This is a genomic window from Acidobacteriota bacterium, from assembly GCA_009861545.1.
Classification (GTDB): Bacteria; Acidobacteriota; Vicinamibacteria; order Vicinamibacterales; family UBA8438; genus WTFV01.
On record VXME01000029.1, the window covers coordinates 24,195 to 38,528 of the forward strand.

The 14,334-nt window shown below is 66.6% G+C and carries 9 protein-coding genes; 7 read left to right on the forward strand and 2 right to left on the reverse strand.

Annotated elements, in window-relative coordinates:
- Positions 1-83 precede the first annotated feature (83 nt).
- Positions 84-1,196: an AAA family ATPase gene (locus tag F4X11_04260; GenBank protein ID MYN64228.1), complete on the forward strand. Its 1,113-nt coding sequence runs from the start codon at positions 84-86 to the stop codon at positions 1,194-1,196.
- A gap of 50 nt (positions 1,197-1,246) precedes the next feature.
- Positions 1,247-1,726 carry a hypothetical protein gene (locus F4X11_04265; protein MYN64229.1) on the forward strand — a complete coding sequence of 160 codons (480 nt, stop codon included), beginning with the start codon at positions 1,247-1,249 and terminating at the stop codon, positions 1,724-1,726.
- 33 nt (positions 1,727-1,759) lie between these two features.
- On the opposite strand, the gene F4X11_04270 is transcribed toward F4X11_04265, so the two are convergent.
- Together F4X11_04270 and F4X11_04275 are read right to left on the reverse strand one after the other, a co-directional pair.
- A complete protein-coding gene (locus F4X11_04270; GenBank protein ID MYN64230.1) occupies positions 1,760-2,272 on the reverse strand; it encodes a methylated-DNA--[protein]-cysteine S-methyltransferase in 513 nt (170 codons plus the stop codon).
- Between the two features lie 12 nt (positions 2,273-2,284).
- Positions 2,285-3,952, reverse strand: a complete 1,668-nt coding sequence (locus F4X11_04275) for a DNA-3-methyladenine glycosylase 2 family protein (protein MYN64231.1) — start codon at positions 3,950-3,952, stop codon at positions 2,285-2,287.
- Positions 3,953-3,979: 27 nt separating this feature from the next.
- Here F4X11_04275 and F4X11_04280 point away from each other — a divergent pair, with 27 nt between their 5' ends.
- The 5 genes from F4X11_04280 to F4X11_04300 are packed head-to-tail and all read left to right on the forward strand — an operon-like array spanning position 3,980 to position 14,319.
- The gene (locus tag F4X11_04280; GenBank protein MYN64232.1) at positions 3,980-7,414 is read left to right on the forward strand and encodes a DUF3883 domain-containing protein; all 3,435 of its coding nucleotides are present in this window, start codon (positions 3,980-3,982) and stop codon (positions 7,412-7,414) included.
- A gap of 17 nt (positions 7,415-7,431) precedes the next feature.
- Positions 7,432-8,589 carry an ATP-binding protein gene (locus F4X11_04285; GenBank protein ID MYN64233.1) on the forward strand — a complete coding sequence of 386 codons (1,158 nt, stop codon included), beginning with the start codon at positions 7,432-7,434 and terminating at the stop codon, positions 8,587-8,589.
- A complete protein-coding gene (locus F4X11_04290) occupies positions 8,586-9,197 on the forward strand; it encodes a hypothetical protein (GenBank protein ID MYN64234.1) in 612 nt (203 codons plus the stop codon). Before F4X11_04285 ends, F4X11_04290 begins: the two co-directional genes overlap by 4 nt.
- Positions 9,198-9,211: 14 nt before the next feature.
- Complete coding sequence (locus F4X11_04295) at positions 9,212-11,317, forward strand: DUF262 domain-containing protein (protein MYN64235.1); 2,106 nt, start codon at positions 9,212-9,214, stop codon at positions 11,315-11,317.
- Positions 11,314-14,319 carry a DUF1156 domain-containing protein gene (locus tag F4X11_04300; protein ID MYN64236.1) on the forward strand — a complete coding sequence of 1,002 codons (3,006 nt, stop codon included), beginning with the start codon at positions 11,314-11,316 and terminating at the stop codon, positions 14,317-14,319. Before F4X11_04295 ends, F4X11_04300 begins: the two co-directional genes overlap by 4 nt.
- Positions 14,320-14,334: the final 15 nt, after the last annotated feature.

Sequence of the window (14,334 nt, forward strand, 5' to 3'; positions counted from 1 at the left end):
GTCTGAATCGGATCGTCGGGATCATGTAGAGTGACGCCGGCGGCGCCAGTGGTGTCGCCGGCTTTCTTTTCGGGGCCGCCGCCATGGTGACGAGACTCTATGTCGACAATTTCCGGTGCCTGGTCAACTTCGAGTTGAAGCTCGACGAGACGAACATTCTTCTTGGGCCCAACGGTAGCGGGAAGACCTCGGTCCTGGATGTCCTGCGCCGAATCCGGGATCTCGTTGCGCGGGGAGTCAGAACCCGCGAGGCTTTCCAGGTAGGCGACCTCTCTCTGCTACAGAAGCGTAGCGAGCAGCGTTTCGAGCTCGACTTGCAAATCGCCGGGAGCGCCTACCGCTACGCCCTGTGCATCCAGCCTGCCGGCGATCGCAGCGGGATGCAGCTTAGCGAGGAGATACTTGAGCACAACGGCAGACCAATCCTGGTGTTTCAGGAAGGCACCCTGCGACTGTACGACGACGACGGCGCCCAGACACCTTCGTTTCCTGTCGAATTGGGAGGATCCGGCGTCGGCCTCGTGAGGACGAGCTCAAGCACCCGGAGACTGAATGACTTCAGGCAGGTGATGGCAGGTCTTGTCATTGCGGGACCGTGTCCGCCACTCTTCAGGTCCGAGACGACGAGCGAGGACGAGTATCTCGAACCATTGATGCAGAACTTCGTGGCCTGGTACAGATACGCCGCGCAGGAGAACATGGGTGCCATTGCAGGCTTATTTGGCGCGCTTGGCGAGGCACTTCCAGGATTCGAATCCATGGACTTGGCCGAATCGGGAGAGAATACCCGTGCGCTCAAGGTGGCGTTTCGTAGACCGACTGACGAACGCGGGGTGGACCGCTACGGTTTCGGTCAGCTTTCCGACGGTCAACGGATGCTCATCGCGTTGTATTGTCTCGTCTTCTTGTCGACGAACCGCCGCGTGTCACTGTTCCTCGACGAACCGGACAACTATCTCGCCCTTCGAGAGGTTCAACCATGGCTCGCCGAGGTCGTTGGGCGTTGTGGAAGTGTGCTTGATCAGGCAGTGGTAGCCTCTCATCATCCCGTAACGATAGATTACATGGCCGGCGCGAAGGGCAGGTGGTTCTACCGGGACGGGAACGGCCCGGTGCGGGTCGGCAACGAGCCGCAAACAACGGGCGATGGCATCTCGCTGTCGGAGACAGTCGCACGAGGCTGGGACCGAGAGTGAGCGGAGTCAGCATCACACTCCTCTGCGAGGACTTGCAGACGGATGCGTTCGTGCGCCGGTTCCTGAGGCACCGCAACTTCCGCGGCCGGGACATCCGTACGCTCCCCCTTCCCGGCGGTCGCCAGTCGGGCGAGCAATGGGTTCGCGAACGCTATCCGACGGAACTGCGAGCAATTCGCAGAAGGCAGGGCGTCTACCTGATAGTTGTAACGGACGCGGACACCCATTCGACAGCGGTTCGACGTGCGCAGTTGGACGCGGCGTGCGACGAGAAGGAGACTCGGAGAAGAGACGACAATGAGCCGGTTCTCGTGATTGTGCCGCGGAGGAACATCGAGACGTGGCTGGCGTTTCTCGGCGGAATGACGGTCGATGAGGACACGAAGTACCGGAAGCTGAAGCGCGAGGGAGACTGCGTCGCTCAGGCGGACGCCCTGTTCAGGATGTGTCACGAGGTGCAGAGGCTCGACGAAGGTGCTCCGCCTTCGCTACGAGAGGCATGCGAGGAGTACCCCAAGCTCCAGCGGTAGACTCGCATCAGCGACCCTCTCATCGGCCATCTCTCAGTACTGCAGAAGCACAGCCTTGCCGGCTACGCGGCGTTCAAGGGAGAGGAGCGCTTGCTTGACCGACAGGCCGCCGCCGTAGCCGGTGAGCGTGCCGTCGGCGCCGACGACACGGTGGCAGGGCACGACGATGGCGAGCGGGTTCCTGCCGTTCGCCGCGCCCACCGCGCGTGACGCGGTCGGCTTGCCGATGCGGCGAGCCAGCTCGCCATAGGAGATGGTCTTGCCGTACGAGATTCGGCGGAGCTCCTCCCATACCTGGCACTGGAACGCGGTGCCGTCGGGAGCGAGCGGCAGGTCGAAATCGCGGCGGGTCCCGTCGAAGTACTCCACCAACTGGCGCTTCGCCGCGTGCAGCGCGGCGGGCAGCGCACTGCGTTTCTCGCGCCATCCCGCATCCGGTTGACGAACCGCCGTGTTCGGCAGGTCGACGCGTTCGAGGTGTCGCTCGTCGCCAACCAGCCGCAGAGTACCGATGGGCGTGTCGAAGTCATGGTACGACCTGGGCATCTCTACCTCCTTCTACCCCGGTTGTTGCGCAGCGCCGTCCTGCCAGAGCAGCATGGCGGCATAGGCGCGCCACGGGCGCCACGCCTCCGCCATCGTCCGGAGTTCCCGGGAGTTGACCGGGGCGCCGCTCGAGACGGCCTTGCGCAGGCCCAGATCGCCGGCGGGGAAAGCGTCGGGATCGTGTAGTGCTCGCATGGCGACGTACTCCGCGGTCCAGGGACCGACGCCCGGGATGGCGGTCAGTCGTCCGCGAGTCGTGTCCGGGTCGGCGGCCGGGCCGAGATTCAGCGTGCCGGTCGCCACGGACTCGGCCAGGGCGCGCAGGGCCGCGGCGCGGGCGGCGGGTACCCCGATGGTGCGCAGGTCGAATGCTGCGACCGCGCCCGGCGATGGAAAGGTCCGCGCGAGGCCCGATCCGCTCAGGTGGTCCGGGAGCGCTTCTCCCAGCTTGTCGACCAGCCTTCCGGCCAGCGTCGTCGCGCCCTTCACCGTTACCTGCTGGCCCAGGATCGCGCGCACCGCCAGCTCGAAGCCGTCCCAGGCGCCGGGAATGCGAATGCCGGGCAGCGCATCCATCCGGGCGGACAGGCCGTGCGCGCCGGACAGATGCGGGCCGAACGACAGGGGATCGGCGTCCAGGTCGAAAAGGCGCCGCAGCCGGCCTGCCACGTCCAGCAGCACGCGGGCGTTCGGAGGATCGATCTCCACATCCAGGTACCCGTCGCCACCCGCCTCGACGCGCACGATGCCGGCAGCGACGTTCCTTTCCGACCGCGATTGGCGCCGCCCGCCGTTTCGGGGCTTTTCTCCCGCCAGGCGAAACGTGCGCCGGTAGGTTCTCCGGGGGATATCGACGACCTCCACGCCGGGCACCGCGCGCGGCGCCAGAAACTCCAGCAGTGCCGTGGCGTCGTACGGAGCGCGGTAGTTCAAGCGCAGGCGCAGCGCTTCATCGAGTTGACCGAGGCCCGCCGGCGCCGGCCGGCGTCGACGGCGCAGCTCGCGCGGCGTGCGGCCGTATACCCGGTGCAGCACGTCGTTGAAGCGGCGGACGCTTCCGAATCCGGCGACCTGCGCGACCGCGGTGAACGGCAGGTCGGTGGCGTCGATCAGCCGCTTTGCCCGGTGGAGGCGGCACGTCGAAGCGACCTGTACCGGCGACGCGCCGACGTGGCGGTCGAAGAGTCGGCGCAGATGCCGTGCGCTGACGCCGAGTCGCTGGGACAGTTCGTCGGCGCCGGCAACGTCGAGGGCCCCGTCGTCGATCAGGCGTAGCGCCCGCCGCACCATGGCCGGGGATCCGTTCCATGCCGGCGTGCCCGGCGCCGTCTCGGGCCGGCACCGCAGGCAGGGGCGAAAGCCTGCGCGATCCGCGGCGGCCGCGGAGTCGTAGAAGCGGACGTTGGCGCCCCTCGGCGGCTGGACCGGGCAGACCGGCCGGCAGTAGATGCCGGTTGTCACGACGCCGATGAAGAAGCGGCCGTCGAAGCGCGCGTCGCGCGACAGGCGGGCGCGCTCGCAGACGTCGGCGTCCAGCACGCTTCGGACTATAGCGCCGGGACGCAGTGCGTACTGGCCGTTTTCGGACCCGATGCCTGCCGGGCCGGCGGCAGGAGGACGCCGGCGAGTCGACCGGATGGCGCGGCTTCGCGTACGCTCTCGGGTAGCCGGCGGTCGCATGCCGACCGCGGTGCACCATCGTCACCGATGAACACCCCGACGACGCCGACGGAAGGACAGATCCTGACCGGCCCGCTCTTCAACGAGCCGATGCGCGTGGAGACCGTCGCCGAGACGGGGCCGGGGAGTTGGACGCTCGGCCTGGTCGGCACGCGGTCGGAACGATTCCGGAAGGTCTCCCTCGGGACGGCCGAGCTGGTGGGACTGACAGTTCTTGACAGCGGTTTCCGGTACGACGGAGACGGCGCGCTGCTGCGGTTGGGCCTGCAGGCGCACGCGCTCGGGATTGCTTGGGAGTTCGATCCCTACTTCGGGTTGTCGGTCTCCCGCGTGGATCCGCTGCCGCACCAGTTGGAAGCGGTCTACGACCACCTGCTGAAGCTGGCGCGCGTGCGGTTCCTGCTGGCCGACGATGCCGGCGCCGGGAAGACGATCATGGCCGGGCTGCTGATCCGCGAACTCCAGTTGCGCGGTCTCGCGGAGCGGATCCTGGTCGTCGCGCCGTCGAACCTCGCCTTCCAGTGGCAGCGCGAGTTGCAGGAGAAGTTCGACGAGACGTTCGTGGTGCTGAAGGGAAGCGAGTTGCGCGCGCAGTTCGGCGTGAACCAGTGGATGCAGCAGCCGAAGGTGGTGACGTCGCTGGATCTTGCCAAGCGCGAGGAGATCCTGCCGGGCTTGCGGCAGGTGCACTGGGATCTGGTCGTCGTGGACGAGGCGCACCGGATGTCGGCGCGCGACGAGTCGCACAAGAGCCAGCGCTACAAGTTGGGCGAGCTGCTGCGGGATTCGTCCGACCACATCCTGCTGCTGACCGCGACGCCGCACAAGGGGGATCCCGAGAACTTCTCGCTCTTTCTGCAACTCCTCGACCGCGACGCCTACGCCGACGTGCGTTCAATCCGGCAGGCGATGGACGCTGGGCGCGCGCCGTTCTACTTGCGGCGCACGAAGGAGGCGATGGTCTACTTTCCGCAGCGGGACGAGAACGGGGAGTGGGCGGCGCGCAAGATCTTCACGAAGCGTATTCCGAGCACCGTCGACTTCAAGATCGACGGCTCGGAGTTCGAGCTGTACCGGGAGGTGACGGAGTTCGTGAAGCGGCAGAGTATCCGGGCAGCGGCAGAGGGCAACGATCCGCGCGCCCGCGCCGTGGGCTTCCTGATGGCGCTCTACCAGCGGCGCCTGGCGTCGAGCACGCGGGCCATGCGGCGCAGCCTCGGAAACCGTGCCGACCGTCTGGAGCGCGGGCTCGCGCAGGCCGAGGATCTCGTGCGCACCGCGCCGCCGGACCTGCCGAGCATGGACGAGCTCGACGAGATGGAGGAGCGCGACCGTGAACGATTGGAGCGGTTGCTCGACGCGATCACGCTGGCCGGAAATGCCCAGATGGTGCGCCAGGAGATCGCGGAGCTGAGAGCGCTGGCCGTCAAGGCAGAGAACGTCGAGCAGGCGGGCGTCGAGGCGAAGCTGGCCAAGTTCGAAGACCTTCTGCGCGGCCAGGGGTTCTTCGACCGCCCGGATCAGCGGTTGGTCCTCTTCACGGAGTTCAAGGACACCCTCGACTACCTCGTCGAGAAGCTCGAAGCCTGGGGCTTCAAGGTGGCGACGATCCACGGCGGCATGAAGCCGGGCGCGCGGGACGAGGCAGGGACCAGGCTCCACGCCGAGCAGCAGTTCCGCGAGGGTGCGGTCCAGGTGCTGGTGGCGACCGAGGCCGCGGGCGAGGGGATCAACCTGCAGGTCTGCAACATCCTCTTCAACTACGACATCCCGTGGAATCCGAACCGCCTGGAACAGCGCATGGGGCGCATCCACCGCTACGGCCAGGAGAAGGACTGTCTGATCTTCAACTTCGTCGCCACGAACACCATCGAGGGGCATGTTCTCCAGCGCCTGCTCGACAAGCTGCAGGAGATCCGCGACGCGCTCGACGACGACGCAGTGTTCAACGTCGTCGGCGAGGTGTTACCCGCAGCCTATGTGGAGCGCGTCCTGCGCGACTACTACGCCGGCCGGCTCGGTGGCGAGGATCTGGAAGAGCGGCTGTTGCGGGACGTCGACGAGGGCCGCTTCCGCAACATCTGCCAGAACGCCCTGGAGGGACTGGCGACGAAGAACCTGAACCTGGAGATGCTGGTCGAGCGGCGCGCCCGCGCCCGCGAGCGCCGGGTCGTGCCGGAGACCATCGCACGCTTTCTGCGGGACGCCGCGCCGCTGGCGCCGCTGAAGCTCGATTTCATCGGTGGGTTGGCGCACACGTTCGTGCCGGGGCGCACGCCGGCATCGCTGCGCCGCTACGAGCGCGAACCCGACTGGAGGCTGCCGGAGCTGGCGATGCGTTATCCGCGTTGCAGCACGGATCGCGACACCGCCCAGAAGAACGCGCTCGAATGGGTCACGCCGGGCCACCCACTTTTCGAGGCCGTGCGCCGCCATGCGCGCGAGCAGGCGCTCGAGCCGCTGGCGTGCGGCGCCACCTTCTATTCGCTCGCACACAACGCGCCGACGCGGATCGACTTCTACCGGGCACGGGTGGTCGACGGACTCGGCCACGTCGTGCATGAACGGGTCTTCGCGGTGGAACTGGCCGGTGACAACGAGCCGTGCCGGTGCGAGCCGGGTGTGCTCGGCGACCTGAGCCCGGCTCCCGTCCCGGACACGTTGCCGGCGATCGCGCACCGGCCGGAGCCGGTGTCCTGGCTCCAGGAGCACGTCCTCGTACCGTTCCTCGATGCCACGCGCGCCGAGCGTCTGGCCGAGGTCGAGCGCGTTGCGGATCACGTCGAGCTCTCGCTCACGGAGCTTCTGCAGCGGACCGACGAGGAGATCGGGCGGGCTGCCGACGACGTGGACGAGGGTCGCCAGGGCGCAGAAGGGCGACTCGCCATGGCCGAGGTGCGGCACGCGGAGCTGCTGGCGCGCCGCGAACGGCGGCGTCAGGAACTCCAACAGCAGCAAGCGCTCTCGCTGCAGGGAGTCGAGCGGATGACCAGCTTGCTGGTTCTGCCGCATCCGGACCGCGGCGCCGCCGAGGTGACGCGTCACCAGCCCGGACCGGAGACCGAGGCGACGGCGATGCGGGTTGTCATGGACCACGAGCGGGGCCGGGGGCGGCACGTCGAGGACGTGAGCGCGAAGAACCTCGGCTACGACGTCACGAGCCTCGACCCGGCGTCCGGCGACCTCCGGCTGATCGAGGTCAAAGGTCTCGCGGCCGCGACCGGCACGATACTGCTGACTCCCAACGAACGCCGCGTCGCCGAGGACCGGCCGGACTGCTACTGGCTGTACGTCGTCACCAACTGCAGCGAGACACCGGTGCTCCAGGAACCGATCGAGAACCCGGCCCGGTTCCCGTGGCACGAGGTGACGAAGGTGCAGCATTACTATCTGAAGGTCGACGCCATGACGCGGCCGATGCGGGTGCGCGACGACCGGCCGGAGTACGGAGCGGAGACATAGGGCGTCCAGGAGAGTTGATGAGCAGGGATCTGCGGTTCCGGCGTCTGCGGCTGCGCAACTGGAAGAACTTCCTGCGCGTGGACGTTGCCCTTCAGGACCGCCTGTTTCTCGTGGGAGCGAACGCGTCGGGGAAGTCCAACTTCCTGGATGCCTTCCGGTTTCTCCGGGATATCGCCCTCTCCGGCAGCGGGTTCCGTGAAGCTGTTCTCCACCCTCGGCGCGGCGGAGTCAGCGGCATTCGTTGCCTGGCGGCTCGTCAGTACCCAGACGTGGAGATGACGGTTCACCTCGAAGAAGAGGGCGGCGGTGTCGCCTGGGAGTACGAGATTGCGTTTCACCAGGACAAGCAGCGGCGCCCGCGCATCCGAACGGAGCGCGTGAGTCGTGACGGAAAGGCGCTGGTCAAGAGACCGAACAAGCAGGATTCCGCAGATCCGGAGCGGCTCACCCAGACCTACCTGGAGCAGGTCAACGTCAATCAACGGTTTCGGGAACTGGTTGCGTTCTTCAGCTCCATCCGCTACCTGCACCTGGTGCCGCAGTTGGTCCGCGAGCCCGATCGGTCAGTCGGTCGCCCCAACGATCCTTTCGGCGGTGATTTTCTGGAGCAGGTCGCCAAGACGCAGGAACGCACGCGGACTGCCCGGCTCGGTCGCATACAGCGTGCCCTGCGGGTGGCGGTGCCGCAACTCGAGCAGATCGATCTGTGGCGCGACGCGCGCGGCACGCCGCATCTGCGGGGCAAGTACCAGCACTGGCGAGCGCGGGGGGCGTGGCAGAGCGAGGAGCAGTTCTCCGACGGGACCCTCCGTCTGATGGGTTTGCTCTGGGCGGCGATGGACAAGGGAGGTCCGTTGCTGCTCGAAGAGCCGGAGCTGTCGCTCCATCCCGAAATCGTACGCGTGCTGCCGCAGATGCTGGCCCGCGTGCAGCGCCGAAGCGGCCGGCAGGTGTTCGTGAGCACGCACTCTCCAGACCTGCTGCGTGATGAGGGCATCGGCCTCGACGAGGCGATGCTGCTGGTGACGAGTGCCGAAGGTACCGAAGTGGTACCGGCCAGCTCGAACCAGGAAGTGCGCAAGCTGCTGGAAGGGGGCCTGTCTCTTGCCGAAATCGCCATACCGAAGACGCGACCGAAGAACGCCGCCCAGCTCGCGCTGTTCGGAGACGCGTGACGGTGTCGGCCGCGGTGACCGTCTCTGCGGCGGTTGAGGGAAGCCTCGACGAAGCGGTCGTTGACCGGCTCATCCGTCACGTCGGAGGGCATCCCGGCACGGTCTACGGCAAGAACGGCAAGCCGTTTCTCAGAGACCGGATCCGCGGCTACAACAACGCCGCGCATCACGCTCCGTGGGTCGTGCTCGTCGACCTCGACACGGAAGGAGAATGCGCACCGTCAGTACGTGACGCGTGGTTGCGGCAGCCCGCTCCGCGGATGTGCTTTCGAGTCGTCGTACGAGCGATCGAGGCGTGGCTCATGGCGGACGCGGAGCGGCTGGCGGCCTTCATCGGGGTCGCGCGGAGCAGGGTGACCGCGGACCCCGAGGGGTTGGACCATCCCAAACAGACCATGGTCAACCTGGCGCGTCTGTCGCGTCGCCGCGATGTTCGCCGGGACATGGTCCCGCGCCAGGGGAGCGGCCGGACCGAGGGATCGGCCTACGCGTCGCGGCTGATCGAGTACGCTACCGACCGCTGGCGGCCGGACGTGGCCGTCCTACGTGCGGACAGCCTGCGGCGCGCTGTCGCGTGTCTGCAACGGCTGAGTAGCGAGGACGCCTGACACGAGAGGGTGCGATGCACGAGGTGAAGTCGATCCAGGACCTGCTGAATCAGATCAGCCGCGACGAGATCCTGCTGCCCGAGTTCCAGCGCGGCTACGTCTGGAACCGCGATCAGGTGCGCGGGCTGATGCAGTCGCTCTACCGCAAGCATCCGACTGGCCATCTGCTGATCTGGCGCACGTACAAGCCGTCGCTGGTTCGCGGCGGCGAGGCGGCGCGCGACGGGCATTCGTTGTTGTTGCTCGACGGACAACAGCGCCTGACGACGCTCTACGTGCTGTTCAAGGGCGAGGCGCCGCGGTTCTACGAGGGTGAGTCGCTGTTCTTCGATCTGCACTTCAACATGCAGACCGAGGAGTTCCGCTTCTGGCAGAAGTCGCGCATGGAGAACAACCCGGCGTGGATCGGCGTCCACGAGTTCCTGCAGGAGGGACTGACCGCTCTGCTCGAACGGTTGGAACAGATCGACGAGGAGCGGCGCAGAGTCATCCAGCAGAACTTAGCTCGGCTGGGTCGCTTGAATAGCGTCCGCGACTATACCTACACCGTCGATCAGGTGTCGGGCGACCACTACAGCGTCGAGCAGGTTGTCGACATCTTCAACCGGGTCAACAGCAGAGGGACGCCTCTCACGAGGGCCGACCTCGCCCTGGCGTACGTTTGCAGCCTTTGGCCGGAGGCCCGGGCAGAGTTGCGCACTTTCAGCGGCAAGATGGCGGAGCGCGGCTTCGCTGTCGACCTGAATTTCCTCGTGCGCTGTCTGGCGGCCGCCGCGACCGGCTCGGTGCTGTTGGAAGGGTCCTTTCTGAAGACTCCTGCGCCGACGTTGCAGGACGCCTGGGAGAAGATGCAACCGGCGTTCGAGCATTTGGTGAGTGTCCTGCGCCAGGAGGCGTTCATCGGTGGTCTCGACGACCTGCCGACCAATTTCGTGCTGATTCCAGCCACCATCTACCTGGCGCGCCAGGGCGGCCAGTTTCCGAGCGACGCGATCCGGCGGCGCTTCCTCCGCTGGATCTTCCTCGCCGGGCTATGGGCCCGTTATTCGGGTTCGACCGATACCAAGCTCCAGCAGGACGTGGCGCTGGTGTCTGGGCGCGACCTGGACCCGACGCACGAGTTGGAAGCGGCGATTCTCCGTGAGCGCGGGCGAGTCACCCTGCAGGAAGGGGACCTGGAGCGCGCCCGCATCGACTCATCGGTCGCGCGCCTGAGCCGGATCGTGGCGCGGCATCGAGACGCTCGGGACTGGTTCACGGGCTTGCGCATCTACGACTCGGTGACCGGCAAGAACCTGGGCGAAGAGCGACACCACATCTTCCCCAGACGGGTGCTCGAAAAGGCCGGATTCGACGATACGACACGGATCAACGCCGTGGCCAACCGGGCCATTCTCGGGCAGCGGGCCCCGAAGGAGTACCAGGGGATGTCGCCCGCAGAGTATCTCCCGGAGGTCGACGAGCATCAGCCAAGCGCCTTGCGAGCGCAGTCGGTGCCGATGGACCGCGCACTCTGGCAGCCCGAGCGCTTCCTCGATTTCCTGGCGGCCCGCCGGCGTCTGCTGGCCGAGGCGATGAACGAGTTCATCGCCGGGTGGCTCCCGGAGAAGGAGGCGGACCCCGAGCAACACGTGCGCGCGCTGATCGCCGTCGGCGAAAGTGAGACGCTGGAGTTCAAGTCGAGCCTGCGCTGGGACCATCGTGAGGAGCGGGTCAACAAGGCGCTCGAAGGGGTGGTGGTCAAGACGCTCGCCGGATTCCTGAACGCGGCGGGCGGCACGCTCCTCATCGGCGTCGACGACGGCGGTGCACTCGTCGGACTCGCGGCGGACTATGCAACGCTCAATAAGCAGGATCGCGACGGGTTCGAACTCCACCTGCAGAACGTCCTCGCCCGCGATCTCGGCGAGGCTGCATCATCGTCGTTCTTGACCGTGAACTTCCACGAGATCGACGGGCAGGATATCTGCCAGGTTACGGTGGAGCCGAGCGACCATGCGATCTACGTGGAGTACAAGAACGAAGCAATCCTCTATCTGCGCGTCGGCAATCTGACCCGGCCGCTTCCCGTCAAAGAGGCCGTCCAGTACGTCGGGCGCCACTGGGGGAAGACGGCGTGATCCCGCGCGAGTGCAAGCGCCTCGCGGAGGTGGACTTCCCGATCTCCGTGGTGTCGAAGCACGCGGCGCGGGAGAAGTCCATCCGGCACGGGCATCCCTCGACGCTGCACTTGTGGTGGGCGCGCCGACCACTCGCGTCGAGCCGGGCCGTGCTATTGGCCCTGTTGTTGCCGGACCCGTGTGATTCCCGTTGCCCGGAGGAGTTCAAGTGGAAGGCGAGGGAGATTCTGAGCGCTGTGCGGCAGCCGCCCGCGAACGACGTGGAGCTGCGGAGGGCGCTTCTGTGGTTCATCGGAACGTTCGCCAACTGGGACATGGCGGCGCATCCGACCTACCTGCAAGTGGGGCGCAACCTTGTGCGGACGGCGCACGGGGAGGAGGCCCCGTTGGTGGTGGATCCGTTCGCGGGCGGCGGGTCGATTCCGCTGGAGGCGCTCCGGCTCGGCTGCGAGGCGTTCGCGAGCGACCTGAACCCCGTGGCGTGTCTGATCCTCAAGGTCATGCTGGAGGACATCCCGCGCCACGGGCCGAAGCTGGCCGATGAGTTGCGTCGTGTCGGTGGCGAGATCAAGGCCGCGGCGGAAAAGGAACTGGCCGACCTTTATCCGGCGGACCCGGACGGTGCGACACCGATAGCCTATCTTTGGGCGCGGACGGTGCGGTGCGAGGCGCCGAATTGCGGAGCCGAGATCCCCTTGATGCGGTCGTTCTGGTTGTGCAAGAAGGGCCGGCGCAAGCGGGCGTTGCGACCCCACGTCGTGCGCGCTGAGGACGAGTTGCCGCGGGTCGAGTTCGAGATCTTCGAGCCGCGTGCGGACAAGGATGTGGGCGCGGGCACCGTGGCGCGTGCGAAGGCCACCTGTGTGTGTTGCGGCGCGGTGAAGCCGCCGGAGCGCGTTCGGGCGCAACTCGCGGCACGACGGGGCGGAGCGGACGTCATCTTAGACGAGCAGGGTCGCCGCACGGGCGGCGCGTTTCTGGTTGCCGTGGTCACGCTGAAACAGGACGAAACGGGACGCCAGTACCGACTGCCGACCGAGCGGGACTACGAGGCAGTAGGCAAGGCGCAGTCACGAGTGGCCGGGGTCCTCGACGAGTGGGAACGCAACAGGCGCGGTCTTTGCCCGGTTCCTGATGAACCGCTTCCCTCCATAGGCACGCTCGGCTTTCGCGTTCAGCGCTACGGCATGCTCCGATGGGGGGATCTGTTCACGGCGCGACAGAAGATGGCACTGTTCCTTCATGCCCGTTTGTGCGACTCCATTCCCGATGACGAGCGCCTAAAGCGGTGTATCGGACTGTCGCTAAGCGGCGTTGCAGACAGAAACGTTTCGCTGGCCACGTGGCGACCCCAAGCGGATCAAGAGAAAGTCGAACACTTGTTCACAAGACATGCCCTTCCTATGGCATGGGACTTCGGCGAGGCCGTTCCGCTGAGTGATTCCACCGGTAGCTTCGGTGACAGACTGGGCGTCCTCGTCAGGACAGTTTCAGCGATGGCGGAGAACGGTCAAGCAGAGTATGCCGCAACCTCGACTCAGGCCGCCGACGCCACCAACCACCCTCTCCCCGACGAAACCGCCGGGGTCTGGTTTACCGATCCGCCCTACTACGACGCTATTCCTTACTCCGATCTCTCGGACTTCTTCCTCGTCTGGCTCCGGCGCGCCCTGCCCGACCAGCCGTTGCTGCGCGATCCGTTTGATGCCGGCAACCCGCTGTCGCCGAAGACAGCCGAGGCAGTGCAGGACGAAACTAAGGAAGTCCACGGAAGACCGAAGGACCGCATGTGGTTCGAGGAGACGATGGCCCGCGTGTTCGCGGAGGGCCGCCGCTTGCTTCGCGAAGACGGCGTAGGCTCCATCGTCTTCGCGCACAAGACCACCGAGGGCTGGGAGGCGCTTCTCTCCGGCATGATTCGAGGTGGCTGGACCATCACCGGATCGTGGCCCATAGCCACGGAGATGGGCTCAAGGCTGCGCGCGCGCGACTCCGCTGCCCTCGCCACAAGCATCCACTTGATCTGTCGACCGCGTCCAGAAGACGCGAGGACTGGTGACTGGGCGGAAGTTCTGCGCGAGCTGCCCCGGCGAGTCGGGGAATGGATGGAGCGTTTGCAGGACGAGGGTGTTCGAGGTGCGGACCTCGTATTCGCCTGTATCGGACCGGCACTGGAGATTTTCAGCCGCTATTCACGAGTCGAGACCGCGGATGGAAGTGAGGTGACGCTGCCGGAGTACCTGGAAAAGGTCTGGGAGGTCGTCGGCCGCACGGCGCTAGAGAACGTCCTCGGCGCAGCGGAAGCGAAGGCCCGCAACGGCCTTGCCGGCGCGCTTGAAGAGGACGCGAGACTGACGGCCCTCTTCCTCTGGACGCTCCAGGCGACCACCGACGAAGGGACCCAAGACTCCGCTGATGACGACGGTGCGCCGGGCGACGCCGAGGACGAATCAGAACACGGCGGGTCCGCCGACAAGGCGAAGGGTTTCTCTCTGGTCTTCGACGTCGTGCGACGCTTCGCCCAGCCGCTGGGCATCGATCTCCCGAAGTGGGAGAAACGCACCATCGAGACGAAGAAGGGTGTGGTTCGCCTGCTGCCTGTGGCTGAGCGGGCGAAGCAGCTTTTCGGCGAGCGCGGGGCGCAGGACGTCGCGGCGTGGCTGGAACAGGAGGAGGCAACCGGAACCGACGCGCTACAGGGCGTGCTGTTTCCGGACCGACAGGAGAGAATCGGGTCCGCCGTCAGAGAGCGGCGACCGCGGTACGGCGATGCCGACAACGTGTCGGACGAACGTACCGGCACGACGACGCTCGACCGGGTCCACACGGGGATGTTGCTCCAAGCCGGCGGGCGCACCAACGCGTTGCGGGCGCTTGTACAGGCGGAGCAGGAGCGCGGCCCCGACTTCCTGCGCTTGTCGAACGCCCTTTCCGCGCTGTATCCGCGTGGCAGCGAGGAGAAGCGCCTGCTCGACGCGATGCTCCTGGCGGTTCCGAAATAGACGCCACTGTGACTC

Bases quoted from the DNA above. Each gene is read 5' to 3' on its own strand.
- F4X11_04260 (MYN64228.1), top strand. From the start codon at position 84: ATGGTGACGAGACTCTATGTCGACAATTTCCGGTGCCTGGTCAACTTC.
- F4X11_04270 (MYN64230.1), bottom strand. From the start codon at position 2,272: ATGCCCAGGTCGTACCATGACTTCGACACGCCCATCGGTACTCTGCGG.
- F4X11_04275 (MYN64231.1), bottom strand. From the start codon at position 3,952: ATGCGACCGCCGGCTACCCGAGAGCGTACGCGAAGCCGCGCCATCCGG.
- F4X11_04280 (MYN64232.1), top strand. From the start codon at position 3,980: ATGAACACCCCGACGACGCCGACGGAAGGACAGATCCTGACCGGCCCG.
- F4X11_04285 (MYN64233.1), top strand. From the start codon at position 7,432: ATGAGCAGGGATCTGCGGTTCCGGCGTCTGCGGCTGCGCAACTGGAAG.
- F4X11_04295 (MYN64235.1), top strand. From the start codon at position 9,212: ATGCACGAGGTGAAGTCGATCCAGGACCTGCTGAATCAGATCAGCCGC.